This window comes from Pseudomonas sp. Ant30-3 (assembly GCF_000690905.1).
In the GTDB taxonomy this organism is placed as follows: Bacteria; Pseudomonadota; Gammaproteobacteria; order Pseudomonadales; family Pseudomonadaceae; genus Aquipseudomonas.
Genome location: NZ_JMCL01000059.1, coordinates 120,139 through 146,206, shown reverse-complemented (window position 1 = coordinate 146,206; position 26,068 = coordinate 120,139). Strand labels below are relative to the sequence as shown.

Annotated in this window: 26 protein-coding genes; 21 read left to right on the top strand and 5 right to left on the bottom strand. The window is 58.2% G+C overall.

What is annotated here, in order from left to right; translation table 11 throughout:
- Window positions 1-128: 128 nt before the first annotated feature.
- From DU29_RS0115840 to ispD, 7 genes are all read left to right on the top strand, one after another.
- Entirely contained in the window at window positions 129-1,076 is a 948-nt protein-coding gene (locus DU29_RS0115840; RefSeq protein WP_028622543.1) for an acetyl-CoA carboxylase carboxyltransferase subunit alpha, read from the top strand.
- A gap of 130 nt (window positions 1,077-1,206) precedes the next feature.
- A complete protein-coding gene (gene tilS, locus DU29_RS0115835; RefSeq protein ID WP_028622542.1) occupies window positions 1,207-2,535 on the top strand; it encodes a tRNA lysidine(34) synthetase TilS in 1,329 nt (442 codons plus the stop codon).
- Window positions 2,536-2,809: 274 nt separating this feature from the next.
- Window positions 2,810-4,441, top strand: coding sequence for a CTP synthase (locus DU29_RS0115825; RefSeq protein WP_028622541.1), 1,632 nt, complete (start codon window positions 2,810-2,812; stop codon window positions 4,439-4,441).
- Between the two features lie 5 nt (window positions 4,442-4,446).
- Window positions 4,447-5,292, top strand: a complete 846-nt coding sequence (gene kdsA, locus DU29_RS0115820) for a 3-deoxy-8-phosphooctulonate synthase (RefSeq protein WP_028622540.1) — start codon at window positions 4,447-4,449, stop codon at window positions 5,290-5,292.
- A 151-nt stretch (window positions 5,293-5,443) separates the two neighbouring features.
- Window positions 5,444-6,733 (top strand): phosphopyruvate hydratase, encoded by a 1,290-nt coding sequence (gene eno / locus DU29_RS0115815; RefSeq protein WP_028622539.1) that lies wholly within the window; start codon window positions 5,444-5,446, stop codon window positions 6,731-6,733.
- A 170-nt stretch (window positions 6,734-6,903) separates the two neighbouring features.
- A complete protein-coding gene (gene ftsB, locus DU29_RS0115810) occupies window positions 6,904-7,182 on the top strand; it encodes a cell division protein FtsB (RefSeq protein ID WP_028622538.1) in 279 nt (92 codons plus the stop codon).
- Entirely contained in the window at window positions 7,179-7,886 is a 708-nt protein-coding gene (ispD, locus tag DU29_RS0115805) for a 2-C-methyl-D-erythritol 4-phosphate cytidylyltransferase (RefSeq protein WP_028622537.1), read from the top strand. The genes ftsB and ispD overlap by 4 nt, the downstream gene beginning before the upstream one ends.
- 141 nt (window positions 7,887-8,027) lie before the next feature.
- Here the strand turns inward: ispD and DU29_RS0115800 are convergent, their stop codons facing one another.
- Complete coding sequence (locus DU29_RS0115800) at window positions 8,028-8,924, bottom strand: LysR substrate-binding domain-containing protein (RefSeq protein ID WP_028622536.1); 897 nt, start codon at window positions 8,922-8,924, stop codon at window positions 8,028-8,030.
- A 106-nt stretch (window positions 8,925-9,030) separates the two neighbouring features.
- Between DU29_RS0115800 and DU29_RS0115795 the strand changes: the two genes are divergently transcribed.
- The 8 genes from DU29_RS0115795 to rpoS all read left to right on the top strand — a co-directional run bounded on the left by DU29_RS0115795 (window position 9,031) and on the right by rpoS (window position 16,162).
- On the top strand, window positions 9,031-10,143 hold the full coding sequence (locus tag DU29_RS0115795; protein WP_028622535.1) for an S-(hydroxymethyl)glutathione dehydrogenase/class III alcohol dehydrogenase: 1,113 nt from the start codon (window positions 9,031-9,033) through the stop codon (window positions 10,141-10,143).
- A gap of 8 nt (window positions 10,144-10,151) precedes the next feature.
- Complete coding sequence (gene fghA / locus DU29_RS0115790; RefSeq protein ID WP_028622534.1) at window positions 10,152-10,997, top strand: S-formylglutathione hydrolase; 846 nt, start codon at window positions 10,152-10,154, stop codon at window positions 10,995-10,997.
- A 53-nt stretch (window positions 10,998-11,050) separates the two neighbouring features.
- Complete coding sequence (ispF, locus tag DU29_RS0115785) at window positions 11,051-11,524, top strand: 2-C-methyl-D-erythritol 2,4-cyclodiphosphate synthase (RefSeq protein ID WP_028622533.1); 474 nt, start codon at window positions 11,051-11,053, stop codon at window positions 11,522-11,524.
- Window positions 11,521-12,579, top strand: a complete 1,059-nt coding sequence (gene truD, locus DU29_RS0115780) for a tRNA pseudouridine(13) synthase TruD (protein ID WP_028622532.1) — start codon at window positions 11,521-11,523, stop codon at window positions 12,577-12,579. Before ispF ends, truD begins: the two co-directional genes overlap by 4 nt.
- Complete coding sequence (gene surE, locus DU29_RS0115775) at window positions 12,567-13,316, top strand: 5'/3'-nucleotidase SurE (RefSeq protein ID WP_028622531.1); 750 nt, start codon at window positions 12,567-12,569, stop codon at window positions 13,314-13,316. Before truD ends, surE begins: the two co-directional genes overlap by 13 nt.
- Before the next feature lie 41 nt (window positions 13,317-13,357).
- Complete coding sequence (locus DU29_RS0115770) at window positions 13,358-13,993, top strand: protein-L-isoaspartate(D-aspartate) O-methyltransferase (RefSeq protein ID WP_177326966.1); 636 nt, start codon at window positions 13,358-13,360, stop codon at window positions 13,991-13,993.
- 199 nt (window positions 13,994-14,192) lie between these two features.
- Entirely contained in the window at window positions 14,193-15,050 is an 858-nt protein-coding gene (locus DU29_RS1000000131580; RefSeq protein WP_028622529.1) for a peptidoglycan DD-metalloendopeptidase family protein, read from the top strand.
- A gap of 104 nt (window positions 15,051-15,154) precedes the next feature.
- Window positions 15,155-16,162, top strand: coding sequence for an RNA polymerase sigma factor RpoS (gene rpoS, locus DU29_RS0115760; RefSeq protein ID WP_028622528.1), 1,008 nt, complete (start codon window positions 15,155-15,157; stop codon window positions 16,160-16,162).
- 465 nt (window positions 16,163-16,627) lie between these two features.
- On the opposite strand, the gene fdxA is transcribed toward rpoS, so the two are convergent.
- Both fdxA and mutS read right to left on the bottom strand, forming a co-directional pair.
- Window positions 16,628-16,951: a ferredoxin FdxA gene (gene fdxA / locus DU29_RS0115755; protein ID WP_028622527.1), complete on the bottom strand. Its 324-nt coding sequence runs from the start codon at window positions 16,949-16,951 to the stop codon at window positions 16,628-16,630.
- Window positions 16,952-17,092: 141 nt separating this feature from the next.
- Window positions 17,093-19,675 (bottom strand): DNA mismatch repair protein MutS, encoded by a 2,583-nt coding sequence (gene mutS / locus DU29_RS0115750; RefSeq protein WP_028622526.1) that lies wholly within the window; start codon window positions 19,673-19,675, stop codon window positions 17,093-17,095.
- A gap of 297 nt (window positions 19,676-19,972) precedes the next feature.
- On the opposite strand from mutS, the gene DU29_RS0115745 reads away from it, so the two are divergent.
- From DU29_RS0115745 to recX, 3 genes are all read left to right on the top strand, one after another.
- Complete coding sequence (locus DU29_RS0115745) at window positions 19,973-20,473, top strand: CinA family protein (RefSeq protein WP_028622525.1); 501 nt, start codon at window positions 19,973-19,975, stop codon at window positions 20,471-20,473.
- 83 nt (window positions 20,474-20,556) lie between these two features.
- Window positions 20,557-21,609: a recombinase RecA gene (recA, locus tag DU29_RS0115740; RefSeq protein ID WP_028622524.1), complete on the top strand. Its 1,053-nt coding sequence runs from the start codon at window positions 20,557-20,559 to the stop codon at window positions 21,607-21,609.
- Between the two features lie 8 nt (window positions 21,610-21,617).
- The gene (gene recX, locus DU29_RS0115735; RefSeq protein WP_028622523.1) at window positions 21,618-22,085 is read left to right on the top strand and encodes a recombination regulator RecX; all 468 of its coding nucleotides are present in this window, start codon (window positions 21,618-21,620) and stop codon (window positions 22,083-22,085) included.
- 44 nt (window positions 22,086-22,129) lie between these two features.
- Here recX and DU29_RS0115730 read toward each other — a convergent pair whose 3' ends face one another.
- Window positions 22,130-23,248 (bottom strand): LOG family protein, encoded by a 1,119-nt coding sequence (locus DU29_RS0115730; RefSeq protein WP_028622522.1) that lies wholly within the window; start codon window positions 23,246-23,248, stop codon window positions 22,130-22,132.
- A 385-nt stretch (window positions 23,249-23,633) separates the two neighbouring features.
- On the opposite strand from DU29_RS0115730, the gene DU29_RS0115725 reads away from it, so the two are divergent.
- Window positions 23,634-23,834, top strand: a complete 201-nt coding sequence (locus DU29_RS0115725; protein ID WP_028622521.1) for a hypothetical protein — start codon at window positions 23,634-23,636, stop codon at window positions 23,832-23,834.
- Here DU29_RS0115725 and DU29_RS0115720 read toward each other — a convergent pair whose 3' ends face one another.
- The gene (locus tag DU29_RS0115720) at window positions 23,835-24,260 is read right to left on the bottom strand and encodes a PA3611 family quorum-sensing-regulated virulence factor (protein ID WP_028622520.1); all 426 of its coding nucleotides are present in this window, start codon (window positions 24,258-24,260) and stop codon (window positions 23,835-23,837) included.
- Between the two features lie 202 nt (window positions 24,261-24,462).
- Between DU29_RS0115720 and DU29_RS0115715 the strand changes: the two genes are divergently transcribed.
- Together DU29_RS0115715 and erdR are read left to right on the top strand one after the other, a co-directional pair.
- A complete protein-coding gene (locus DU29_RS0115715; RefSeq protein WP_028622519.1) occupies window positions 24,463-25,212 on the top strand; it encodes a tRNA-uridine aminocarboxypropyltransferase in 750 nt (249 codons plus the stop codon).
- Window positions 25,213-25,409: 197 nt separating this feature from the next.
- Window positions 25,410-26,060: a response regulator transcription factor ErdR gene (gene erdR, locus DU29_RS0115710; RefSeq protein ID WP_028622518.1), complete on the top strand. Its 651-nt coding sequence runs from the start codon at window positions 25,410-25,412 to the stop codon at window positions 26,058-26,060.
- The last annotated feature ends 8 nt before the right edge of the window (window positions 26,061-26,068 follow it).

The window sequence follows — 26,068 nt, the reverse complement described above, 5'->3', positions numbered from 1 at the left end:
AAGAGCGGAGGCTGATCTCGACCACATTTTTTAATCTCGACCTGAACGCGCCTCTCCCTTAAGGTAGGGCGCGAATAGACAACCGGCCGGCCCAAGCTCTCTTGGACGTCGACCCTAGACGGACGCCTATGAACCCGAATTTTCTAGATTTCGAACAGCCGATCGCCGACCTGCAAGCCAAGATCGAAGAGTTGCGCTTGGTCGGTAACGACAATTCGCTGAATATCGGCGATGAGATCTCCCGCCTGCAGGAAAAAAGCAGCACGCTCACCGAAGACATCTTCGGCAAGCTGACCAGCTGGCAGATCGCGCGTCTGGCGCGTCACCCGAAACGCCCTTACACCCTGGACTACATCGAACACATCTTCACCGAGTTCGATGAGCTGCACGGCGACCGCCACTTCTCCGACGACGCTGCGATCGTTGGCGGCGTTGCCCGTCTCGACGACCAGCCGGTGATGATCATCGGTCACCAGAAGGGCCGCGAAGTGCGCGAAAAGGTTCGTCGCAACTTCGGCATGCCACGTCCGGAAGGTTATCGCAAAGCGTGCCGCCTGATGGAAATGGCCGAGCGTTTCAAAATGCCGATCCTGACCTTCATCGACACCCCGGGCGCTTACCCTGGCATCGACGCCGAAGAGCGCAACCAGAGCGAAGCGATCGCCTGGAACCTGCGTGTCATGGCTCGCCTGAAAACCCCAATCATCGCCACCGTGATCGGTGAGGGTGGTTCCGGTGGTGCGCTGGCCATCGGCGTTTGCGACCAGTTGAACATGCTGCAGTACTCGACCTATGCGGTGATTTCGCCGGAAGGCTGTGCCTCGATTCTGTGGAAGACCGCCGAGAAAGCGCCGGATGCCGCAGAAGCCATGGGCATTACCGCGGAGCGTTTGAAAGGTTTGGGCATCGTCGACAAAGTGATCGGCGAACCGCTGGGCGGCGCTCATCGCAATCCTGCCGTTGCCGCAGCCTCGATCCGCGCGGAATTGAGCTCGCAATTGGCGATGCTCAAGGAATTCGACACCGAAGCGCTGTTGACCCGTCGTTACGAGCGCCTGATGAGCTACGGTCTCTGATCTGACCTCGGCTTCAATGTGGGAGCGAGCCTGCTCGCGATGGCGGTTCAACATTCAACTGATCGTTGACTGTTTGACTGCAATCGCGAGCAGGCTCGCTCCCACATTTGATTTGTGCAAAGGGAAAGATATGGATCGGCCCACGATTGATTTGCCTTCCCGGCTTTTGATGAGTCTGAAACCGTGGCGCGAAGCAACGACGTGGCGCGTCGCTTTCTCCGGTGGCCTCGATTCAACCGTCCTGCTGCATTTGCTAGTACACCTCGCAGAAACCACATTCCTCCCCAAACTCGAAGCCATCCACGTTCACCACGGTCTTCAGGCGGCGGCGGATGCGTGGCCGCAACATTGTCAGTCGGTCTGTGACGCATTGGGCGTGCCGTTGCAGGTGATCCGCGTGCAGGTTCAGCCAGGCGCCAGCCTCGAACGTGCAGCGCGAGATGCGCGGTATGACGCTTTCAACGCAGCCACCCAGGCCGGTGACGTATTGCTCACCGGTCAACATCGCGACGATCAGGCGGAAACCTTGTTGTTCCGTTTGCTGCGTGGGGCAGGGGTGAGAGGGATGGCAGGAATGCCGCGTCAGCGTTCGTTGGGCAGCGGGCATTTGCTGCGTCCGTTGCTGGAGGTCACGCGCGCACAGCTGCAAGCCTATGCCACCGAGCACGGGCTGAGCTGGATCGAGGATCCATCAAACGAGGACCGTCGATTCTCGCGCAACTATCTTCGCCATCAGGTCTTCCCGGCGTTGACTGAGCGTTGGCCCCAAGCTGCGTCGAACATGGCCCGCAGCGCGGCGCACCTGCGTGAGGCGCAGGTATTGCTCGATGAGCTGGCGCGGATTGATCTGGCCTCCGCGCACATCGCCAGCGAATTCGACTGGCTGGGTGTGCCTTCCCTGGAACTGACACCGCTCGCAATGCTGTCCGCCGCTCGCCAGCGTAATGCGCTCAGTCACTGGCTCTCGCCATTGACCAGCTTGCCCGACAGCGACCATTGGTCGGGCTGGGAGAACTTGCGCGATGCCACAGGCGACGCCCGACCGATCTGGCGGCTGTCGCAGGGCGAGCTGCATCGGGCTGGTGGGCGAGTCTGGTGGCTGTCCGGCGCCTGGTTGCTCCATCCACTTGCTTCAACCCAATGGCTGGAGCCAGCAAAAGCCCTGACGTTGCCGGATAACGGCGTGCTGACGATCAGCGGAAGCGCCCCGAATGGACCGTTGCAGGTGCGCTATCGTGAAGGTGGCGAAGTCATGTATCTGCCCGGGCGTGGGCATCGCGATCTCAAGCGCTTGCTCAATGAAAGTGCGGTTCCCGGGTTCGTCCGTGGCAGATTGCCGCTGCTGTATCAGGGTGAGCAATTGCTGGCGGTGGCCAACCTGCGGGGCTTGAATGGCAGCGGGCCGCACGGCTGGAATTTGCATTGGCAGCCGCCGAGCGAAGATCAAGGTTTGAGCTGATAGGGGCTTTCCGGTAGACTACGCTCCCTTCTTGATACAACTTCTGTGGATTCGCCTGAATTGCAGGAGTTGCCGATTACCAAGCAGTCTTTGCTGGGCGATTCCAAAAAATGTGTAGCGAGCAACGTACCGGTGTTTCATTTTCCGGTCTGTCCCAACGCGGCGGTTTTTTCGAAGGTTGCACTGTGATTAATGCAGGTGATCGGGGGCTTCGGCCTTCCTTCGCTTTCCCCGGCGGCTCGGACCGCTTTAACGCAGACTTCTAGGGTTTTTCATGACGCGCTACATATTCGTCACGGGCGGTGTTGTTTCTTCATTGGGGAAAGGCATTGCCTCGGCTTCATTGGCGGCCATCCTGGAGGCGCGGGGACTTAAGGTCACCATGCTGAAGCTGGACCCGTACATCAACGTTGACCCGGGCACCATGAGCCCGTTCCAGCACGGTGAAGTGTTCGTCACCCACGACGGCGCCGAGACCGACCTGGACCTGGGTCACTACGAGCGGTTCATCCGCACGACCATGACCCAGAACAACAACTTCACCACCGGCCGGGTCTACGAACACGTGCTGCGCAAAGAACGCCGTGGTGATTATCTGGGTGCGACCATTCAGGTCATCCCGCACATCACCGACGAGATCAAGCGCCGGATCATCAAGGGCGCCGGCGATGCCGACGTGGCGATGGTCGAGATCGGTGGTACCGTGGGTGACATCGAATCGCAACCGTTCCTCGAGGCGATTCGCCAGTTGCGTTTCGAAGTCGGCGCCAAGCGCGCGATGCTGATGCACCTGACGCTGGTGCCGTACATCGCCACCGCCGGCGAAACCAAAACCAAGCCAACCCAGCACTCGGTCAAGGAACTGCGTTCCATCGGCCTGCAACCTGACGTGCTGGTGTGCCGCTCCGATCATCCGATCGACATTTCCTCGCGCCGCAAGATCGCACAATTCACCAACGTTGAAGAACGTGCGGTGATCGCGCTGGAAGACGCCGACACCATTTATAAGATCCCGGGCATTCTGCATTCGCAAGGTCTGGACGATTTTGTGGTCGAGCGTTTCGGCCTGCAGTGTGGCGGTGCCGATCTGTCCGAGTGGGAAGCGGTGGTTGACGCCAAGCTCAACCCTGAACACGAAGTGACCATCGCGATGGTCGGCAAGTACATGGAGCTGCTGGACGCTTACAAGTCGTTGATCGAAGCGATGAGTCACGCCGGCATCAGCAACCGTACCAAGGTCAACCTGCGCTACATCGATTCCGAAGACATCGAAAACCAGGGCACTGCGCTGCTGGAAGGTGTCGACGCGATCCTCGTACCAGGCGGCTTCGGCCTGCGCGGCGTGGAAGGCAAAATTACTGCTGTTCAGTTCGCTCGCGAAAACAAGGTGCCTTACCTCGGCATCTGCCTGGGCATGCAAGTGGCCGTGATCGAGTTCGCGCGTAACGTGCTGGGCTGGAAAGACGCCAACTCCACCGAGTTCGATCGCGCCAGCGGTCACCCGGTCGTGGGTCTGATCACCGAGTGGGAAGATGCCACCGGCGCCGTTGAAACCCGTACCGAAACGTCCGACCTGGGCGGGACCATGCGCCTCGGCGCACAGGACTGCCTGCTGGAACCGGGTTCGCTGGTGCACGACTGCTACGCCAAAGACGTGATCGTCGAGCGTCACCGCCATCGTTACGAAGTGAACAACAACCTGCTGCCGCAGATCATGGAAGCCGGCCTGAAAATCTCCGGTCGCTCCGGTGATGGCGCGCTGGTCGAAGTGGTTGAAGCGCCGGATCATCCATGGTTCGTCGCATGCCAGTTCCACCCTGAGTTCACCTCGACGCCACGCGACGGTCACCCGTTGTTCAGCGGTTTCGTCAAAGCTGCTTTGGCTCAACACCAGAAGAAGGCGTAACTCCAATGGCGCAGAAGATCATCCGTGTAGGCGATATCGAAATTGCCAACGACAAGCCAATGGTGCTGTTCGGTGGCATGAACGTGCTGGAAAGTCGCGACATGGCCATGCAGGTTTGCGAAGAGTACGTGAAGGTTACCGAAAAGCTCGGTATCCCTTACGTGTTCAAGGCCAGCTTCGACAAGGCCAACCGTTCTTCAGTGACCTCTTACCGTGGCCCCGGCCTGGAAGAGGGCATGCGGATTTTCCAGGACATCAAGCAAGCCTTCGGCGTGCCGATCATCACCGACGTCCACGAGCCGGATCAGGCTGCGGTCGTTGCTGAAGTCTGCGACATCATCCAGTTGCCGGCTTTCCTGTCTCGCCAGACCGATCTCGTGGTTGCGATGGCGAAGACCGGCGCAGTCATCAACATCAAGAAAGCCCAGTTCCTCGCTCCTCAGGAAATGAAACACATCCTGAGCAAATGCGTTGAAGCGGGTAACGACCAGTTGATTCTCTGCGAACGCGGTTCAAGCTTCGGCTACAACAACCTGGTCGTCGACATGCTCGGCTTCGGCATCATGAAGCAGTTCGAATACCCGGTGTTTTTCGACGTGACCCACGCGCTGCAAATGCCGGGTGGTCGTGCCGATTCCGCTGGCGGTCGTCGCGCTCAAGTCCTCGATCTGGCGAAAGCCGGCATGAGTCAGTCGCTTGCCGGTCTGTTCCTTGAAGCGCATCCGGATCCGGACAACGCCAAGTGCGACGGTCCTTGCGCGTTGCGCCTGGACAAACTGGAGCCATTCCTGGCCCAGCTCAAAGCCCTGGACGAACTGGTGAAGAGTTTTCCGGTCGTAGAAACCGCGTAACAGCGAATTCCCACCGTATGAGCCGGCTTGCCGGCGATGGCGATCTTGTACACGCCATCGCCAGCAAGCCGGCTCCTACAGAATTATGTGATCCAAAAGTATAAATCGATCGGTACAGAGCGTTTTCGTCAACTTTGGAGTGTTTACAACAATGGCAAAAATAGTCGACATCAAAGGTCGTGAAGTTCTCGACTCCCGGGGCAATCCCACCGTGGAAGCGGACGTGCTTCTCGATAACGGCATCATCGGCAGTGCTTGCGCGCCGTCCGGTGCTTCCACTGGCTCGCGTGAAGCACTCGAGCTGCGTGATGGCGACAAGAGCCGTTACCTGGGCAAGGGCGTTCTGAAAGCTGTCGCCAACATCAACGGTCCGATCCGCGACCTGCTGTTGGGCACTGATCCAAGCGACCAGAAAGCGCTGGATCACGCGATGATCAAGCTGGACGGTACCGAAAACAAAGCGACCCTGGGCGCCAACGCGATCCTCGCCGTTTCCCTGGCCGCCGCCAAGGCAGCTGCGCAGGACCAGGACCTGCCGCTGTACGCTCACATCGCCAACCTGAACGGCACGCCGGGTGTGTACTCGATGCCGGTGCCGATGATGAATATCATCAACGGTGGCGAGCACGCCGATAACAACGTCGACATCCAGGAATTCATGGTGCAGCCGGTTGGCGCCAAGTCTTTCTCGGAAGGTCTGCGCATGGGCACCGAGATTTTCCATCACCTCAAAGCCGTGCTGAAGGCCCGTGGCCTGAGCACTGCAGTGGGTGACGAAGGTGGTTTCGCGCCGAACCTGGCTTCCAACGAAGACGCCCTGAAAGTCATTTCCGAAGCCGTGGCCAACGCCGGTTACAAGCTGGGCACCGACGTGACCCTGGCTCTGGACTGCGCCGCCAGCGAGTTCTACGAAGACGGTAAATACAACCTGTCCGGCGAAGGCCAGGTCTTCACCGCTGAAGGTTTCGCCGATTACCTCAAAGGCCTGACCGAGCGTTACCCGATCATCTCCATTGAAGATGGCCTGGACGAGTCCGACTGGGCAGGCTGGAAAATCCTCACCGACAAGATCGGCGAGAAGGTTCAGCTGGTAGGCGACGACCTGTTCGTCACCAACACCAAGATCCTGAAAGAAGGCATCGATAAAAAGATCGCCAACTCGATCCTGATCAAGTTCAACCAGATCGGCACATTGACCGAAACTCTGGAAGCCATCCAGATGGCCAAGGCCGCTGGTTACACCGCTGTGATCTCGCACCGCTCCGGCGAAACCGAAGACTCGACCATTGCCGACCTGGCAGTGGGCACTGCGGCTGGCCAGATCAAGACAGGCTCGCTGTGCCGTTCGGATCGCGTGTCCAAGTACAACCAACTGCTGCGTATCGAAGAGCAGTTGAACGGCAAAGCCAAGTACAACGGCCGTAGCGAGTTCCGCGGTTAAGCGTTGACTGTTAAAAAGTCAGCGGATAGTGTCGGAAAAATCGCGACAGCGATGGATTTGCCACTAATCTGATGCCTTATCAGCACAAGCCTGGGTTTTCCAGGCTTCGTGCTATCAGATGCTTCAAAGTTTGGCATGGCTGTCTTTTTTCACTGGATACCCGATATTCGATGCGCAGTCCCAATTGGTTGTTCCTCGTTTTGCTCCTGCTGCTGGCGGGCCTGCAATACCGCCTGTGGGTCGGTAATGGCAGCCTTGCGCAAGTGGCCGAGCTGACTCAGCAAATCGCCGAGCAGCACGCTGAGAACGAAGGCTTGCTGGAGCGCAATCGGGTGATGGACGCCGAAGTCAGTGAGCTGAAAAAAGGCATGGAGACCGTGGAAGAGCGGGCTCGTCATGAATTGGGCATGGTCAAGGACGGTGAAACCCTTTACCAGCTCGCACAATGAATTCCTCGATACCGGCCTTCTGGGCCGTAGTTCCTGCCGCGGGCGTCGGTGCCCGTATGGCTGCGGACCGTCCCAAGCAATATCTGCAATTGGGCGGGCGCACAATTCTCGAACACAGCCTCGGCTGTTTCCTTGAGCATCCTGCCCTGAAGGGGTTGGTGGTGAGTCTGGCGGTGGATGATCCTTACTGGCCCGGTTTGCCCTGTGCTTCCGATTCGCGCATTCAGCGGGTAGATGGCGGCGCCGAGCGTTCCGGGTCAGTGCTCAATGCCTTGTTGCATTTACATGCGTTGGGCGCTGACGATGACGACTGGGTGCTGGTGCACGATGCAGCGCGGCCCAATCTGAGCCGCGATGATCTGGACAAGCTACTCAGTGAGCTGGCTGATGATCCGGTTGGCGGGCTGTTGGCGGTACCGGCTCGCGATACCTTAAAGCGCATCGACAAACATGGCCGCGTGGTTGAAACCGTGGATCGCAGCGTGATCTGGCAAGCGTACACCCCGCAGATGTTTCGCCTCGGCCCGCTGCATCGGGCGCTGGCTGACAGTCTGGTGGCTGATGCGCTGATTACCGATGAGGCGTCGGCGATGGAGTGGGCAGGTCTGGCGCCACGCTTGATCGAAGGTCGCTCGGATAACCTCAAGGTCACGCGGCCTGAAGATCTTGAATGGCTGCGCCAGCGTTGGGCTAATCGGCCTTGATTGATTAGGTGTCTGTTATACCGTCATCGCGAGCAGGCTCACTCCCACAGCGTTTTGTGTGTTCACCCAGTGAGTGCCTGCTAAAGATCCACTGTAGGAGTGAGCCTGCTCGCGATAGCGGTGCTCAAAGCAGCACAACTGTCAGCTCCGATACTCCGGCCTTAACGCCAACCCTTCCTTCAAATAATCCACCAACTTTCTCACCTTCGGCGACAGATGCCGTTGCTGCGGATACAACGCCCAAACCGCGGTGTTAGGTGGCTGATGCGCCTCCAGCAGCGAAATCAGCGCACCGCTGCGCAAATGTTCCAGCACGTAGTAATCCGGCAACTGACACAACCCGACCCCTTGTAGCGCCGCCTCCAGTACCGCTTGCCCACTATTGCATCGCCAGTTTCCCTGCACTCGTTGGGAAAATTCCTTGCCGTTCTGTTCCAGCTGCCAGACATCGGTGCTGCCGATCAGGCAATTGTGCCGGCTCAATTCCGACAAGCTGTGTGGCCGACCGTACCGTTCGACGTAGGAAGGTGACGCGCACAGATACATACGTCGTGGGGCCAGACGCGTCGCGACCAGTCTTGAATCCTGCAAGCGACCGAGGCGAATCGCCAGGTCCAGGCCTTCGTGCACCAGATCCAGCTGTCGGTTGCTCAGTTCGATATCGATGCGAAGCTGCGGATAAATCCCCATGAACCGAGTCACCAGTGGCACGATAAAGCGCTCGCCATACGCCACGGCACAGGTCATGCGCAGCATGCCTTTGGGTTCGCTCGTCAGGTCGCCGACTGCGCGCAAGGCTTCTTCGCGACCATCCTGCAAACGCTGACAGTGCTGCAGAAATGTCTGCCCGGCTTCAGTGAGCGTGACCCGGCGGGTGCTGCGGTACAGCAATCGTGTCTGAAGACGCTCTTCGAGGCGTACGATCTGACGACTGATGTGCGAGGAAGAAACGCCAAGGCGCTCAGCGGCTGCGGTGAATTGGCTGCATTCGGCCACGGCGACAAACTCGTCGATGCCTTCCCAGCGGTTCTCTGACATCAATGATTATCCCTGTACGGCAATAATGTTTTGCTTTTGACCGGATTATTCACCTTTGAGCGTTGTATTACACTCTCCTTCTCGCTTATATCCACTGGAGATACACATGATCAAGTCGCGCGCCGCCGTTGCCTTCGAGGCTAAAAAACCGCTCGAGATCGTTGAAGTCGATGTTGCCATGCCCAAGGCCGGTGAAGTGCTGTTGCGTGTGGTCGCCTCCGGTGTCTGCCATACCGATGCCTACACGCTGTCGGGCGCGGATCCGGAAGGCATCTTCCCGTCGATTCTCGGTCACGAAGGTGGCGCGGTAGTTGAAGCGATCGGTGAAGGTGTGACCTCGGTTGCCGTTGGCGATCACGTTATTCCGCTGTACACCCCGGAATGCCGCCAGTGCAAATTCTGCCTGTCGGGCAAGACCAACCTCTGCCAGGCCATTCGTTCGACTCAGGGCAAAGGCCTGATGCCAGACGGCACCACGCGCTTTTCCTACAAGGGTCAGCCGATTTTCCACTACATGGGTACTTCGACTTTCTCCGAATACACCGTGCTGCCGGAGATTTCCGTCGCCAAGATTCAGAAAGAAGCGCCACTGGAAAAAGTGTGCCTGCTGGGCTGCGGCGTCACCACCGGCATCGGCGCTGTGCTCAACACTGCCAAGGTGAAACCAGGTGATACCGTGGCCATTTTCGGCCTCGGCGGTATTGGTCTGTCGGCTGTCATCGGCGCAGTGAAGGCCAAGGCTGCACGGATCTTTGCGATCGACATCAATCCGGCCAAATTCGAAATCGCCAAGCAGTTGGGTGCAACCGATTGTGTGAACCCGAAGGGCTTCGATCGCCCGATCCAGGAAGTCATCGTCGACATGACCGATGGCGGCGTCGATTTTTCCTTTGAGTGCATCGGCAATGTTCAACTGATGCGCGCTGCACTTGAGTGCTGCCACAAAGGTTGGGGCGAATCGGTGATTATCGGCGTCGCCGGTGCCGGTCAGGAAATCGCCACCCGCCCATTCCAGTTGGTCACCGGGCGCGTCTGGCGTGGTTCAGCGTTCGGCGGCGTGCGTGGTCGCACCGAGTTGCCAAGCTATGTCGAGATGGCCGAGACCGGTGAAATCCCGCTCGATACCTTCATCACCCACACCATGGGTCTGGAAGATATCAACAAGGCGTTTGACCTGATGCATGAAGGCAAGAGCATCCGTTCCGTCATTCATTTCTGAGGTCGGTCATGAGCCTGGAAAATATCTCCTGCCAGAAAAGTTTCGGCGGCTGGCATAAACGTTACAAGCACCGTTCCGACGTGCTCGGCTGCGACATGGTGTTCGCCGTGTACCTGCCGCCGCAAGCAGAGCAGGGCGGCAAATTGCCGGTGTTGTACTGGTTGTCCGGCCTGACCTGCACCGACGAAAACTTTATGCACAAGGCCGGCGCGATGCGCATGGCGGCTGAGCTCGGGTTGATCATCGTTGCGCCCGACACCAGCCCTCGCGGTTCCGACGTGCCGGATGATCCGGAGGGCGCCTGGGACTTCGGCCTCGGCGCAGGTTTCTATCTGAATGCTACGCAGGAACCGTGGTCCCGGCACTATCGGATGCATGATTACGTGGTGCAGGAATTGCCGGCATTGGTCGAAGCCCATTTCCCGGCATCCACCAGGCGTGGCATCAGCGGCCATTCCATGGGCGGTCACGGCGCGCTGGTCTGTGCGTTGCGCAATCCGGGGCGTTATCAGTCGGTGTCGGCGTTCTCGCCGATCAACAATCCGATGGATTGCCCGTGGGGCCAGAATGCCTTTTCCCGTTATCTGGGCGAAGACCGTTCCAAGTGGCGCGAGTGGGATGCCTGCGCATTGATTGCCGACGCTGAAGAGAAACTGCCCCTGCTGGTCGACCAGGGTGATCGTGATGATTTCCTTGCTACCCAGCTCAAACCCGAAGCCTTGCAGCAAGCGGCGAAACAGGCCGGTCACCCGCTGACTTTGCGCGTGCAACCGGGCTACGATCACAGTTATTTCTTCATCGCCAGTTTCATCGACGACCACTTGCAACATCACGGGCGTGCTCTAAACGCCTAATACTCGCCAAAGCAGGTAGAATCACGCCCTGACAAAAATCGGGGCGTTTTTTTATGCGTATTGGCCACGGCTACGATGTGCACCGTTTCGCTGAAGGCGATTTCATTACTCTGGGCGGCGTGCGTATCGCACACGGCTTCGGGCTGCTCGCTCACTCCGACGGTGACGTCCTGCTGCACGCCTTGAGCGATGCCTTGCTCGGCGCGGCCGCGTTGGGTGATATCGGCAAACATTTTCCGGACACCGACCCGACATTCAAAGGTGCCGACAGCCGCGTGCTGTTACGCCATGTTGTCGCGCTGATCCACGCCAAAGGCTGGAAAATCGGCAACGTCGACAACACCATCGTCGCCCAGGCGCCGAAAATGGCCCCGCACATCGAATCGATGCGCGCGCTGATTGCCGTGGATCTCCAAGTTGAGTTGGATCAAGTGAACGTGAAAGCTACCACTACTGAAAAGCTTGGTTTTGTCGGTCGCGAAGAAGGCATTGCCGTGCACGCCGTTGCCTTGTTGCTGCGCGCATGAATGAAGCACAACTGCTCGGCCCGCGCGCATACGGTGAGGCACTCGGCACCGCGGTATTGAAAGCAACCGCAGAAGATTTTCAGGTCGATGAGGTACTCGATATCCCCCTCAGTGGCGATGGCGAGCATCTGTGGATCTGGGTGGAAAAACGCGGGCTCAATACCGAGGAAGCTGCCCGGCGGATCGCCAAGGCAGCGGGCGTTCCGCTGCGCACTGTCAGTTATGCCGGGCTCAAGGATCGCCAGGCCCTCACGCGTCAGTGGTTCAGTGTGCAACTGCCTGGCAAGGCGGATCCGGATCTGTCGGCAGCGGAAAACGAAACGCTGAAAATTCTCAAGACCGGTCGGCACAGACGCAAATTGCAACGCGGCGCTCATTCTGCCAATGGTTTCACCTTGCGTCTGACGCAATTTGCCGGCGACAAAGCGACTATCGAAGAACGTCTGCAGTTGATCGCCAAACAAGGTATTCCCAATTATTTCGGTGCTCAACGTTTTGGCTTCGACGGCGGTAATGTCGTCGATGCCCGTGCCTGGGCGGCCCGCAAGGCGTTGCCGGAGCAGCGCAATGTACGCTCGCGTTTGCTATCCACGGCGCGCAGTTTCCTGTTCAACCAAGTGTTGGCCACACGGGTTGCCGATGGCACCTGGCAGCGTGCTCAAGTGGGCGACCTGCTGGCCTTCACCGACAGCCGCAGTTTTTTCCCGGCCGGTGAAGCCGAGTGCAGCGACCCGCGCCTGGCGATTCTCGACCTGCACCCGACCGGCCCGCAGTGGGGCGAAGGTGACTCGCCGGCCACGGGCGCTGTCCATGAACTGGAGCAGGCGATCGCCGCGCGCGAAGCAGACCTTCGCGATTGGTTGATCAACGCCGGTATGAGCCACGAACGTCGCATCCTGCGACTGCCCATTGCCGGGTTGACGTGGCATTATCCCGAGCCTGACATTCTGCAACTGGAATTCGTCCTGCCGGCCGGATGCTTTGCCACCGTACTGGTGCGCGAACTAGTCGATCTGGTGCCGGTGGGGCAGACGGACAGCCCATGCGTATTCTGATTTCTAACGACGATGGGGTAGCCGCACCCGGTCTCGCCGCGCTTCATGCTGCGCTGGCGGATTACACCGAGTGCGTGGTTATCGCCCCGGACCAGGACAAAAGTGGCGCCAGCAGTTCGCTGACGCTTGACCGTCCGTTGCACCCGCAAATCCTTGCCAACGGCTTTATCAGCCTCAATGGCACGCCGACCGATTGCGTGCACCTGGGGCTCAACGGCCTGCTGGAAGTGGTGCCGGACATGGTGGTTTCCGGCATTAACCTGGGCGCCAACCTGGGCGACGATGTGCTCTATTCCGGTACCGTGGCAGCGGCGCTGGAAGGGCGTTTTCTCGAACGCCCCTCGTTTGCTTTTTCATTGGTCTCGCGGCAAGTCGACAACCTCTCCACAGCCGCCTATTTTGCGCGCAAACTCGTGGAGGCTCATGCCGACCTCGATCTGCCGCCGCGTACGGTGCTGAACGTGAACATTCCCAATCTGCCGCTGGACCATATTCGCGGCATCCAGCTGACCCGTCTGGGCCATCGCGCCCGTGCGGCGGCACCGCTGAAGGTGGTCGACCCGCGCGGCAAATCCGGCTACTGGATCGCCGCTGCGGGTGACGCTGAAGACGGCGGCCCGGGCACCGATTTCCATGCAGTGATGCAGGGTTATGTGTCAATCACGCCATTGCAGCTGGACCGCACCTTCAATGATGCTTTCAGAAGTCTCGATGGCTGGCTGGAGGGACTTCGATAATGGCCCGCGAACAAGATCACATGCTGCATCGCGGCATCGGCATGACTTCTCAAAGAACCCGTGAACGGCTGATCCAGCGGTTATACGAGGAAGGCATTTCCAACGCCAAGGTATTGGAAGTGATCCGCCGGACGCCGCGTCATCTGTTCGTCGACGAGGCGCTTGCACATCGCGCCTACGAAGATACGGCGCTGCCGATCGGCAACAACCAGACAATTTCCCAGCCCTACATGGTGGCGCGCATGAGCGAGCTGCTACTAGAGGCGGGGCCGCTGGACAAGGTGATGGAGATCGGCACCGGTTCGGGCTACCAGACTGCGATTCTGTCGCAGTTGGTGGAGCGGGTTTTTTCGGTCGAGCGAATCAAGGTCTTGCAGGACCGCGCCAAGGAACGACTGATCGATCTGAACCTGCGCAACGTGGTGTTTCGTTGGGGTGATGGCTGGGAAGGCTGGCCGGCGCTCGCGCCCTACAACGGCATCATCGTGACGGCTGTAGCGACCGACGTGCCGCAGGCATTGCTCGATCAGCTCGCGCCAGGCGGGCGTCTGGTGATACCTGTAGGGTCTGGGGAAGTGCAGCAACTGATGCTGATCATTCGTGAAGAGCACGGGTTTTCCCGGCGAGTGCTGGGCTCTGTACGATTTGTTCCCTTACTGAATGGGCCTCTGGCCTGAGCTTTTAACGCATCACGCTGAATTCTATTTGATCGGCTTTGTCTTACAGCGGCGTCGGTCAGTTAAACGGATTGGATCGTCGGGGCGCAAACGTGTGCCCTGCACGATTAAAAACAGAGGCTGCACGGCCCGTATACTTGCGACATTTCATGCCGAATTTCGGCAACCCTATTTTCAGCCACCACAAAGGGAGCGGCGGGTGAGTCTCACAGTCATTGCGCAGCGAATGGGTACAACGAGCTTTCAGCGCCTGGTGACTGGCCTTGTCTTGAGCACCTTGCTGGTTGGTTGTTCCAGCAACAAATCCAGCGACGTGCGCGTCGTTGATCGCAACAAGGCCGCGGCGCAGCGCCCGGCAGTGACCACGGGTCAGTACGTGGTCCGTCCAAAAGACACTTTGTTTTCGATCGCTTTCCGCTACGGCTGGGACTACAAGGCGCTGGCGGCACGGAACAATATTCCTGCGCCATACACTATCCGTCCGGGCCAGACGATTCGCTTCGATGGACGCACTGGTTCAACACCAACTACGGTGACCAGTTCAACAACTTCAACGCCTTCATCGTCGAGTAAAACCACAGTGTTTCGCCGCCCGGCAGCAGGTGCGACCGGGGGCAGTACGGCGGTTATACCGTCCGTCGCAAACAAGCCGTCTGCTGCTCCATTGCCTCCTGCAGGCCCGGCCCCGACCGGCTGGGGATGGCCTTCCAATGGCATTCTGATTGGAAAATTCTCTTCAAACGGCAGTTTGAATAAAGGAATTGATATCGCCGGAGATTTGGGACAGCCTGTTTTAGCTGCGTCTGATGGGACGGTGGTATACGCCGGGAGTGGCTTAAGGGGCTACGGCGAATTAGTCATCATCAAACACAGCGATACCTACGTCAGTGCCTACGGACATAACCGCAGGCTGTTGGTTCGGGAGGGGCAGCAGGTCAAGGTCGGGCAAACAATTGCCGAAATGGGGTCAACGGGTACAGACCGGGTGAAACTGCATTTTGAGATTCGCCGACAAGGTAAACCTGTAGATCCGCTGCAATTCCTGCCGCGTCGTTGATTGCTTTCCAGCCTGTTCCGTCGCGTAGAGGGGACAGGCTCAGCGTTGCCAAGGATCAAGGCGTCGCTTGAGCTTGAGGTCGAACTCACCAAAGGACTATAACAATGGCTCTCAGTAAAGAAGTGCCGGAGTTTGACATCGGCGATGAGGTTCTCCTTATGGAGGCCGATATCGATACGGATTCGATGTCGAATGATGAAGGGGCTGCTCCACCTTCCGTTCGTGCCAAATCCAAAAACTCCACTTCGTTGAAGCAACACAAATACATTGATTACACGCGCGCTCTCGACGCCACGCAGCTGTACCTCAATGAAATCGGCTTTTCCCCTCTACTGTCCCCGGAAGAAGAAGTTCACTTTGCACGTTTGTCGCAAAGTGGTGATCCGGCCGGGCGCAAACGCATGATTGAAAGCAACCTGCGGCTGGTGGTGAAAATTGCCAGGCGCTATGTCAATCGCGGATTATCGCTGCTGGATCTCATCGAGGAAGGGAACCTCGGGCTGATTCGCGCCGTGGAAAAATTCGATCCTGAACGTGGCTTCCGATTTTCTACCTATGCGACATGGTGGATTCGTCAGACCATCGAGCGCGCGATCATGAATCAGACCCGCACTATCCGGTTACCTATTCATGTCGTCAAGGAACTCAACGTGTACCTGCGGGCTGCGCGCGAGCTCACGCAGAAGCTCGATCACGAACCCTCACCGGAAGAAATCGCTAACCTGCTGGAAAAACCGGTTGCAGAGGTCAAGCGCATGCTGGGCCTGAACGAGCGGGTTTCTTCAGTCGATGTCTCGCTGGGCCCGGACTCGGATAAAACCTTGCTGGATACCCTTACCGATGACCGTCCGACTGATCCATGCGAGTTGCTGCAGGATGACGACCTGTCGCAGAGCATTGATCAATGGCTCTCGGAACTGACCGATAAGCAACGTGAGGTGGTGGTACGCCGCTTCGGCCTGCGCGGGCACGAAAGCAGCACGCTTGAGGATGTGGGCCTGGAAATTGGCCTGACCCGTGAGAGGGTCAGACAGATTCAGGTAGAGGGGCTTAAACGCCTTCGGGAAATTCTCGAGAAGAATGGTTTGTCGAGCGAGTCGTTGTTTCAGTAACGCACTCCGCCCAACACAAAGCCCCAACTGGTTTGGGGCTTTTTGTTGCCTGCGATAGCCGTGAACGGATTTTGGAATCTGGAGTTTCGAGGTGTAAGCCTTAGCTTACTGTTGCGTAAGTATTCGGTATTTTTATTCATCGGTGCACTGCCATTCGCCCAACGGGATTTTGGTCAGGTCATTGATTTAGATGAGTATTAACTGACTGGCTTAGTTATGTCTCTGTCATTTCCGGTCCGGGCTGTCGTTTGCTCTTGTTCAAGAACCCTCTAGTATTCGGGGTGTGTCGACGGACGGACACAACCTTCAGGGATGAGGGATAAGGACATTGCCGGAAGCAATTCATCAGGACGATGAAAAGGAACACAGGGAATAGGGAAAAATGTGGGCGGGTCAAACCGCCCCTTTTTTTGCCTTCAGAAAAGCAAAAAGGCCCGCAGAGGGCCTTTTCGGAACGCGGGAAAATCAGCGTTCGAGGTGTTCAATTTTGCCTGGTTTGCCATCCCATGCCGCAGAATCGGGCAATGGGTCTTTACGTTCAGTAATGTTCGGCCAGATCTCTGCCAACTCGACGTTCAACTGAATGAATTTCTCCATGCCAGCAGGCACTTCATCCTCCGAGAAGATGGCCACGGCAGGGCATTCCGGTTCGCACAGTGCGCAGTCGATGCACTCATCCGGGTGAATCACCAGGAAGTTCGGGCCTTCGTAAAAGCAGTCCACCGGACAGACTTCTACGCAGTCGGTGTACTTGCACTTGATGCAGTTGTCGGTGACGACGAAGGTCATTTCTAATTCTCTCCTCAGGCGGCTGCAGCGGAGCCCCTTCACGTTGGGGTCGCCGGGTTTGGGAGCGATAGTCTGCAAGCCAGGCTGTAGCCTGCAGCATCCCAAACCGCGCGAGATTCTAACAGCTTGCAGGCAAGTGCGTTAGATCCGTGTCTTTAGTGTATAGAGCATTTCCAGCGCGCGGCGCGGCGTCATGTCATCCAGGTCCAGCTTGGCCAGGTCATCCAGCACCGGGTGCGGCAGGCTGGCGAACATGTCGCTCTGCTGTGGCGCGGCCGGTTTGCCTTTGACTGGCTTCGGCACTTCATGCGGCAGCGCCGTCGCTTCCAGCCGACCGAGGTGCTCACGGGCACGCACGATCACTTCGCTTGGCACGCCGGCCAGTTGCGCAACCGCTAGGCCATAACTCTGGCTGGCCGGTCCTGGCAACACGTGGTGAAGAAACACAATGCGCTCGTTGTGTTCGGTCGCATTGAGGTGCACGTTGGCCACCAACGGCTGGGCTTCCGGCAAGACCGTCAGCTCGAAATAGTGGGTGGCGAACAACGTATAGGCGCGCAAATGCGCCAGACGCTCCGCCGCTGCCCATGCCAGGGACAGGCCGTCGAACGTGCTGGTGCCGCGTCCGACTTCGTCCATCAGCACCAGGCTGCGCTCGGTAGCATTGTGCAGAATGTTCGCGGTTTCGCTCATCTCGACCATGAACGTCGAGCGCCCGCCCGCGAGGTCGTCACTGGAGCCGATCCGGGTGAAAATCCGGTCGACCAGCGACAGCTCGCAACTCGCCGCCGGGACAAAGCTGCCGATGTGCGCGAGCAGCACGATCAAAGCGGTCTGCCGCATATAGGTGGATTTACCGCCCATGTTCGGACCGGTGATCACCAGCATTCGGGTGTTGTCGTCGAGGCTCAGATCGTTAGCCACAAACGGGGTGGTCAACACTTGCTCTACCACCGGGTGGCGACCCTGGTTGATGCGCATGCACGGCTCATCGACGAAGCGTGGGCAGTTCAGGTCTAGATTCAGTGCGCGCTCGGCGAGGTTGCTCAGAACATCCAGCTCGGCCAACGCAGCAGCGGTGTCCTGCAGCGGAGGCAATTGGCCAATCAGGTCTTCGAGCAGCGCCTCATACAACATCTTCTCGCGGGCCAACGCCCGGCTTTTCGCCGACAGGGCCTTGTCTTCGAACGCTTTTAGTTCCGGCGTGATGAAGCGCTCGGCACCTTTGAGCGTTTGGCGACGAATGTAATCGGCCGGCGCGGATTCAGCCTGTTTGCTCGGCAGTTCGATGAAGTAGCCGTGAATACGGTTGTAACCGACCTTCAAATGCGACAGACCAGTGCGTGCCTTCTCGCGCGCCTCCAGGTCAATCAGGAACTGTCCGGCGTTTTCGCTCAATGATTGCAGGTCATCGAGTTCGCTGTCGTAACCGGTTTTCAACACGCCGCCATCGCGGATCACCGCGGGCGGGTTGTCGACGATTGCTTTTTCCAGCAGCGCCGCCAGTTCCGGATAAGTGCTGGTGGTCGCCGCCAGTTGAATGATGTGCGGGGCTTCCAGCTCGGTCATCGCCTGTTGCAACTCGGGCAGCGCGCCGAGGGCATCGCGCAGCCGTGCGAGGTCACGCGGGCGGGCATTGCGCAAACCGATCCGCGCCAGAATCCGCTCGATGTCGCCGATTTCCTTGAGCTGCGGTTGCAGCTTCTCGAACCGATAGCGATCGAGCAGGCACGTGATCGAAGTCTGTCGTGCCAGCAGCACCGTCAGATCCCGCAGCGGCCGGTTCAGCCAGCGCGTCAGCAAGCGGCTGCCCATGGCGGTCTGGCAGCGATCGACCACCGATTGCAGGGTGTTGTCGCGGCCACCGGCCAGGTTAGTGTCCAGCTCAAGATTGCGCCGACTTGCACCGTCCAGCACGACCGTGTCGTCCAGGCGCTCATGGCGCAGACTGCGCAAGTGGGGCAGGGCGGTGCGCTGGGTTTCCTTGGCGTAACTGAGCAGGCAGCCAGCGGCACCAATCGCAAGGGTCAGATTCTCGCAGCCGAAACCTTTGAGGTCCTGAGTCGAGAATTGCTGGCAGAGACTTTTCAACGCCGAGTCGCGCTCGAAATCCCACGGCGCACGACGCCGAACCCCACGACGTTTTTCCGCGGGCAGATCTTTCGGCCAGTCATCCGGGATCATCAGCTCCACTGGATTGACCCGCTCCAGTTCCGCCAACAGGTTCTCCCAGCCCTTGATCTCCAGCACCGTGAAGTTGCCACTGGTGATGTCCAGCACCGCCAGACCGAACAGGCGCTCGTCACCGAGTACCGCTGCAATCAGGTTGTCGCGGCGTTCATCGAGCAAGGCCTCATCACTGACCGTACCCGGCGTGATGATCCGCACCACCTGTCGGTCGACCGGCCCCTTACTGGTTGCCGGATCGCCAACCTGTTCACAGATCACCACCGACTCGCCGAGTTTGACCAGTTTCGCCAGATAACCTTCCGCCGCGTGGTAAGGAATCCCGCACATTGGAATCGCCTGGCCTGCCGACTGCCCACGGGCGGTCAGGGTGATGTCCAGTAACTTGGCGGCTTTCTTCGCATCTTCGTAGAAGATCTCGTAGAAATCGCCCATGCGATAGAACATGAGCTGGTCGGGGTGCTGGTTCTTCAGGCGCCAATACTGCTGCATCATTGGGGTGTGAGAGGACAGGTCGGAAGAGAGTGCTTTATTCATCGGATATCAGGCAATTCGTTGAAAGGTGTAGGGCAAAGGAGGGACGTCGGCCCGGCTTTTCCGCGATGGGCGCAAGGTTACCATGGGCAGTCGGAGTGACGCAGGCATCAAAGCCTGCCAAGCGCGAAGGCCGTGCTGAAGTGAGACCTGATGATGCGGCTGATCGGTCAGAAGTCCCGTTTTTTGCGGTTCCTGCAACCTGGGTTTTTCCCGCTAACATTTTGATCGACCCTGTGCCTTGCAAGCGCGATTTGCTCGTGTACGGTAGATCGCATTCCGCTCGCTCTGGAGATGACCGTGAAAGAAATCACTCAGCTCGCCGCTGAACTTGGCAGACGCCTGCAGGTTCTCAATGCTCATGTCACCGCAGCGGAGTCCTGTACCGGGGGCGGCATCTCGGAGGCGATCACTCGCATCCCGGGGAGTTCGGCGTGGTTTGAAGCCGGCTATGTCACGTATTCCAATCGCCAGAAAACCGAGCAACTGAATGTCCCGCCCGAGTTGTTTGCGACGGTGGGAGCGGTCAGTTGCGAAGTGGTGGAGGCCATGGTGCGGGGCGCCCAGGAGAAAAGTCGCGCCTATTTCGCCGTTGCGGTCAGCGGTGTCGCCGGTCCGGATGGAGGCTCGCCGAACAAACCGGTGGGCACCGTATGGCTGGCCTGGGGCGTGGGCGAGCGGGTGTTCAGCGAGGTTCAGCATTTCCCCGGTAACCGTGACGAAGTTCGCCGACAAACGGTGAAGGCCGCGCTAGAGGGGCTGCTGCGCCACGCGACGGGAGAAATCTCAAATCAGGGGTAGGCGATCTTGAAGTGCTGTGGAATAATACTGTCTACTTATACAGGTGTTGGCCGTCAGGCCTTATTGATTACGTGAGGACTTTAATGGACGACAACAAGAAGAAAGCCTTGGCTGCGGCCCTGGGTCAGATCGAACGTCAATTCGGCAAGGGTGCCGTAATGCGTATGGGCGATCAGGACCGTCAGGCGATCCCATCCATCTCTACTGGCTCTCTGGGTCTGGACATTGCGCTGGGCATTGGCGGCCTGCCAAAAGGCCGTATCGTTGAAATCTACGGTCCAGAATCCTCCGGTAAAACCACACTGACATTGTCCGTGATCGCCCAGGCTCAAAAAGCCGGCGCGACCTGCGCATTCGTCGATGCTGAACACGCCCTCGACCCGGAATACGCTCTCAAGCTGGGCGTCAACGTTGATGACCTGCTGGTTTCTCAGCCGGACACTGGCGAGCAAGCCCTGGAAATCACCGACATGCTGGTGCGTTCCAACGCGGTTGACGTGATCATTGTCGACTCCGTAGCAGCGCTGGTGCCAAAGGCTGAAATCGAAGGCGAAATGGGTGACATGCACGTGGGCCTGCAGGCTCGTCTGATGTCTCAGGCGCTGCGTAAAATCACCGGCAACATCAAGAACGCCAACTGCCTGGTTATCTTCATCAACCAGATCCGTATGAAGATCGGCGTGATGTTCGGCAGCCCTGAAACCACCACCGGTGGTAACGCGCTGAAGTTCTATGCATCGGTTCGTCTGGATATCCGCCGTACTGGCGCGGTGAAAGAAGGTGACGAAGTCGTTGGTAGCGAAACCCGCGTCAAGGTCGTGAAGAACAAGGTCGCTTCGCCATTCCGTCAGGCCGAGTTCCAGATTCTTTACGGCAAGGGCATCTACCTCAATGGCGAGATGATCGACTTGGGTGTGCTTCATGGCTTCGTCGAGAAGTCCGGTGCCTGGTATGCCTATGAAGGCACCAAGATCGGTCAAGGCAAGGCCAACTCGGCCAAGTTCCTGGCAGACAATCCGGAAATCGCCGCCAAGCTTGAGAAGCAACTGCGCGACAAGCTTCTGACTCCTGCACCGGACGTTAAAGCGGCGGCAGACCGAGTGAAAGCTGATGACCTGGTTGATGTGGATGTTTGATTGATCCGATGACCGCCGTACTCGATACACCCGTCGCAGTGCGGCGGACCGCAATGGACCTGCTCGCGCGACGCGAGCACGGTCGAGTCGAGCTGACGCGCAAACTGCGTCAGCGCGGCGCACTCCCCGAGATGATCGACGCAGCACTTGACCGCTTGACGGAAGAGGGCTTGCTGTCCGAATCACGTTACCTCGAAAGCTTTGTCTCCTATCGGGCCCGCTCCGGCCACGGCCCTTCGCGTATTCGCGAAGAGTTGAGTCAGCGCGGTCTGCAGCGTGCAGATATCGAACTCGCTATCCGCGAAAGCGGTATCAACTGGCAGGAGCAACTGGAGGATACCTGGCGACGCAAGTTCTCCGGGCATCTACCGATAGATGCACGGGAACGCGCCAAGCAAGGCTGCTTCCTCAGTTATCGGGGTTATTCCATGGAGATGATCAGCCGCATGTTCAGCGGTCGAGGGATGGACGATTAATCAAAACGGCCCGCTATTTGAATAGCGGGCCGTTTTTTTTTGCTTCACGAAACGTGTATCGGTTCCCGCGAATGCTGCTGGGCACTGGGTTGGGCCGTCGCCCAGTTTTCCGGCAGATTGATAAAGTCCACCAATTCGCGCAGGCGTCCATGATTACGGGCGTTGAAGGTGAAGGCCAAACGCGCCAGATGACTGAACCGCTGCTCGTCGTGTTCTTCACCGTCGTAGGCATGCTGATGAAAATGATCGCTCAGGCACAGGTCAGCGAAACTTGCCTGCATCTGCTCAAGCGCATCGCCGCTTAGCTTGTGGTTCATGCGAATGACGAATTGATGCTTGAGCCAGCGGCTCGAGTGGAAGTTGCTGTAAAACTGATTGATCTGCTCGACCGCCTCTTCGGCACTGTAAACCAGGCTGACAAGCTTCATGTCGGTCGGCAGGATGTAGCGATTTTCTTCCAGTTGATTGCGAATGAAATCCAGCGCGCTTTGCCAGAAATTACCCCCAGGTGTATCCAGCAGTACTACCGGCACCAGCGGACTTTTTCCGGTTTGGATCAGCGTCAGAACTTCGAGCGCTTCATCCAGCGTACCAAAGCCGCCGGGGCACAACACCAGCGCATCGGCTTCTTTCACGAAGAACAGCTTACGGGTGAAGAAGAAGTGGAAGGGCAGCAGGTTGCTGGTGCCATTGACGGTAGGGTTGGCGTGTTGCTCAAACGGCAGCGTGATATTGAACCCAAGGCTGTGTTCGCGGCCGGCACCTTCGTGGGCCGCAGCCATGATGCCGCCTCCGGCACCGGTGATGACCATCAGGTCGGAGCGCGCCAGTGCAGCACCGAGTTCGCGGGCCATTGCATACAGCGGATGCTCGATCGGTGTTCGGGCCGAACCAAAAACAGTGACCTTGCGTCGTCCGCGAAACTTTTCGAGCACGCGGAATGCTTGCTCGAGTTCGCGCAAGGCCTGCAGGGTGATTTTGGCGTTCCAGCGATTGTGATCTTCCTGGGCCATGCGCAGCACGGTCAGGATCATGTCGCGGTAGATCGGGATGTTCTGGCTGTTGGGTGAAACTAGCTTGAGTTGATCTTCAACCTTGCTGATGAGGTCGTGGCCGCTTTCTTCGAAATGACGGCTGAGGAGGTCATTCGGTTGGTAAGGCATTCAACTTCTCCTTCTGCACAAAGCCCTTGGCTCCGACGAGGCAGTTATCGGCGCCGCAATACCTGGTGTGTCCCTGTCAGCCCGGACTGGCGCCTGGACGGTCCAGCTAGGGCGCAAATCCGGAACCTCGTGTTGATAGTCGCTGCAATGATCATTGCGCCGCAAAGTCTTTCCTGGCAACTGCTTATTGACGTTTTCAAGGGGAGTTCACCGCTCGTCTGACGGCGTACCGCCAGCCCCACACTCTGATTTACTGAATCAAAGACGTTACACATTGACTGAATCAAAGACGTTACACGACATCTTTGGGTCCTGCGGGACGCACAGTACAAGCGGGTAAAGGATTTTTCGCTCAAGCGAGGGCGACGAGCAGGGAGCCGAAGTGATGGCCAGAGTCATTCTGGAGATCGATACGCAACTGTATCGATTGCTCAAATCATCAGCCGAGACCAATAACCTGAGTCTTGAAGAGGAGTGCTGCCGACGTCTGGAGGGCGCCGATCGGCGCTCCAGATATCTGCAGGCGTTGTTGGCAGAACTGCGCGCCGAGGATGAACAGCGACGCGCTAATGCCCGATTGCGTTAATTACTTCTTTTTGGCGGGCGTTGCCTTGGGGCAATCCGATTCCTGATAGCTGGCCGAGCCGACCGAACGGTTGGTCTTCACCTCAGTGAAGTCGTAACGCATGACCGCACCTTTGGCCATCAGCTTGCGGAACGACGGGTTGTTGCAAACAGAGGCGCCCAGCTGGAAGTACACGGCCTTGGGATCGGCGCGCATCTTGTCGGCATGGCTGCTCTGCACGCTCAGGTGATTGATCAGCACGTTGCCTTCGGCGGTGTAGCCCTGATCAAGAATGTCTTCATTGATTGCCCGTGGAGTGCCAGCACTGCTTTGTGCGGCGACGTTTCGCAGCTCCCGGTTTAGATTCTGCTCACTCAAGGAAGCAGCCTGAGCGCTGAAAGACGATGCCAGCAAAATGGCAGCGGTGGGAACGATAAGGCGCAGCATGAAACTCTCCTGATTCAGTGACGGGTGCTCAGTGACAGGTGGTTCGACCCTTCACATGACTGTGCGTTCAGTGGCGGCAAATTATAGGGGACGGGGCCTGGACGGTACAGGCTTGCGCCGGCTGCTCTGATAAACTGCTGGCACTTCTGCCCATCCGAGTGTGTTTTGTGTCGATTTTCCTTCCCCGCGGGACGTGCCTGCGATGAGCCAGCCCTTTGCATCGAACGCCGTCGCCCGCCTGCGCGACCACCGCGAGGAAGAGGGCATCAAGCCGATTCAGGCCCGTGGTTGGCGTGCGCCGCGATGCCGCGCCTGTCGTGTGATCGAGAGTCATTGCCTGTGTGCCTGGCGTCCGCAGGTCGAGACCCACGCCGGCGTGTGCCTGATCATGACCAACAAGGAAGTGTTCAAACCCAGCAACACTGGCTGGTTGATTGCCGATGTGGTGCGCGATAACCACGCGTTCATCTGGTCGCGGACAGAAGTCGATCCACAGCTGTTGGCGTTGCTTGCCGACCCTCAGTGGCAACCGTATCTGGTATTTCCCGGCGAATACGTTGAGCCGGAGCGAGTGACGCACAGTGTTGACACGTGCAACACCAAGCGGCCGCTGTTCATTTTGCTGGACGCGACCTGGACCGAAGCACGCAAGATTTTCCGCAAGAGTCCTTATTTCGACAAATTGCCGATTCTCAGCCTGCTACCGGAAAAACTGTCCCGCTATCGTTTACGCCGGTCGACCCGCAGCGAGCATCTGTGCACCGCGGAAGTGGCCGCGTTATGCCTCGATCTGGCCGGCGACAACGCGGCGGCATCGGCACTGGACGCGTATTTCGATGTGTTCAGCCAGCATTACCTTGATGCCAAGCATCAGCTCGAAATGGACGTGTCTACCCCGGCACATGCCGAGCTTAAGCCCTTTGTACAAAACTCGGGCGCCGTCATCTGCTGATTGTCGCCCATACTGCAAAAGTGTGTACCGAGCACGTCGCTTGACCACCCTGTCTTCGCTGGGCATGCTTGGCGCCGATTAGGGCGCGGCCGCAGTTTGAAACGCCGTTTTTTGACGTGATTGGCGTTGATCGTGCTCTGTTGGTGCAGTTGCGTGGCTGCACCTCCAGTTGTTTGAAAAACAGGATCATTAGAACAATGGCCACATACGAAATCCTGATTGCCGATGACCATCCGCTTTTTCGTTCCGCGTTGCATCAGGCATTAACCCTGGGCCTTGGCCCTGAAGTTCGTTTGGTGGAAGTGGCGAGCATTGCCGAGCTGGAGACCCGTCTGGACGAAAAGGCCGACTGGGATCTGGTCTTGCTGGATTTGAACATGCCCGGCGCCTACGGTTTTTCCGGGCTGGTGCTGTTACGCGGGCAGTATCCGCAGATTCCGGTCGTCATGATTTCTGCCCAGGAAGAGGCGACGATCATGGTGAAGTCCCGTGAGTTCGGGGCCAGCGGTTTCATTCCCAAGTCGAGCGACCTGAGTGTCATTCAAAAAGCCGTGCGTGCAGTGCTCGATGGCGACGTGTTCTGGCCACCGCAAGCCTTTGAAGCTGTCAGTGTTTCCGCCGAAGCAAAAGCCGCCAGTGAAGGCCTTGCCAGTCTGACGCCGCAACAGTTTCGAGTACTGACCATGGTGTGTGAAGGCTTGCTGAACAAGCAGATCGCTTATGAGCTGAGCGTTTCCGAAGCAACCATCAAAGCTCACGTCACGGCGATATTTCGCAAGCTCAATGTGCGGACCCGCACTCAGGCTGCTTTACTGCTGCAACAGCTTGAGTCAATTTCCAGCCATTAGGGCTGGGC

What these genes read in the sequence shown, in the direction of transcription:
- DU29_RS0115725 (WP_028622521.1), top strand. Translation starts at nt 23,634, where the DNA reads ATGGCCAGAGTCATTCTGGAGATCGATACGCAACTGTATCGATTGCTC.
- recA (WP_028622524.1), top strand. Translation starts at nt 20,557, where the DNA reads ATGGACGACAACAAGAAGAAAGCCTTGGCTGCGGCCCTGGGTCAGATC.
- ispD (WP_028622537.1), top strand. Translation starts at nt 7,179, where the DNA reads ATGAATTCCTCGATACCGGCCTTCTGGGCCGTAGTTCCTGCCGCGGGC.
- eno (WP_028622539.1), top strand. Translation starts at nt 5,444, where the DNA reads ATGGCAAAAATAGTCGACATCAAAGGTCGTGAAGTTCTCGACTCCCGG.
- tilS (WP_028622542.1), top strand. Translation starts at nt 1,207, where the DNA reads ATGGATCGGCCCACGATTGATTTGCCTTCCCGGCTTTTGATGAGTCTG.
- fghA (WP_028622534.1), top strand. Translation starts at nt 10,152, where the DNA reads ATGAGCCTGGAAAATATCTCCTGCCAGAAAAGTTTCGGCGGCTGGCAT.
- DU29_RS0115800 (WP_028622536.1), bottom strand. Translation starts at nt 8,924, where the DNA reads ATGTCAGAGAACCGCTGGGAAGGCATCGACGAGTTTGTCGCCGTGGCC.
- mutS (WP_028622526.1), bottom strand. Translation starts at nt 19,675, where the DNA reads ATGAATAAAGCACTCTCTTCCGACCTGTCCTCTCACACCCCAATGATG.
- fdxA (WP_028622527.1), bottom strand. Translation starts at nt 16,951, where the DNA reads ATGACCTTCGTCGTCACCGACAACTGCATCAAGTGCAAGTACACCGAC.
- ftsB (WP_028622538.1), top strand. Translation starts at nt 6,904, where the DNA reads ATGCGCAGTCCCAATTGGTTGTTCCTCGTTTTGCTCCTGCTGCTGGCG.
- DU29_RS0115840 (WP_028622543.1), top strand. Translation starts at nt 129, where the DNA reads ATGAACCCGAATTTTCTAGATTTCGAACAGCCGATCGCCGACCTGCAA.
- erdR (WP_028622518.1), top strand. Translation starts at nt 25,410, where the DNA reads ATGGCCACATACGAAATCCTGATTGCCGATGACCATCCGCTTTTTCGT.
- recX (WP_028622523.1), top strand. Translation starts at nt 21,618, where the DNA reads ATGACCGCCGTACTCGATACACCCGTCGCAGTGCGGCGGACCGCAATG.
- kdsA (WP_028622540.1), top strand. Translation starts at nt 4,447, where the DNA reads ATGGCGCAGAAGATCATCCGTGTAGGCGATATCGAAATTGCCAACGAC.
- surE (WP_028622531.1), top strand. Translation starts at nt 12,567, where the DNA reads ATGCGTATTCTGATTTCTAACGACGATGGGGTAGCCGCACCCGGTCTC.
- DU29_RS0115715 (WP_028622519.1), top strand. Translation starts at nt 24,463, where the DNA reads ATGAGCCAGCCCTTTGCATCGAACGCCGTCGCCCGCCTGCGCGACCAC.
- DU29_RS0115730 (WP_028622522.1), bottom strand. Translation starts at nt 23,248, where the DNA reads ATGCCTTACCAACCGAATGACCTCCTCAGCCGTCATTTCGAAGAAAGC.
- ispF (WP_028622533.1), top strand. Translation starts at nt 11,051, where the DNA reads ATGCGTATTGGCCACGGCTACGATGTGCACCGTTTCGCTGAAGGCGAT.
- DU29_RS0115770 (WP_177326966.1), top strand. Translation starts at nt 13,358, where the DNA reads ATGACTTCTCAAAGAACCCGTGAACGGCTGATCCAGCGGTTATACGAG.
- rpoS (WP_028622528.1), top strand. Translation starts at nt 15,155, where the DNA reads ATGGCTCTCAGTAAAGAAGTGCCGGAGTTTGACATCGGCGATGAGGTT.
- DU29_RS0115825 (WP_028622541.1), top strand. Translation starts at nt 2,810, where the DNA reads ATGACGCGCTACATATTCGTCACGGGCGGTGTTGTTTCTTCATTGGGG.
- DU29_RS0115720 (WP_028622520.1), bottom strand. Translation starts at nt 24,260, where the DNA reads ATGCTGCGCCTTATCGTTCCCACCGCTGCCATTTTGCTGGCATCGTCT.
- truD (WP_028622532.1), top strand. Translation starts at nt 11,521, where the DNA reads ATGAATGAAGCACAACTGCTCGGCCCGCGCGCATACGGTGAGGCACTC.
- DU29_RS0115795 (WP_028622535.1), top strand. Translation starts at nt 9,031, where the DNA reads ATGATCAAGTCGCGCGCCGCCGTTGCCTTCGAGGCTAAAAAACCGCTC.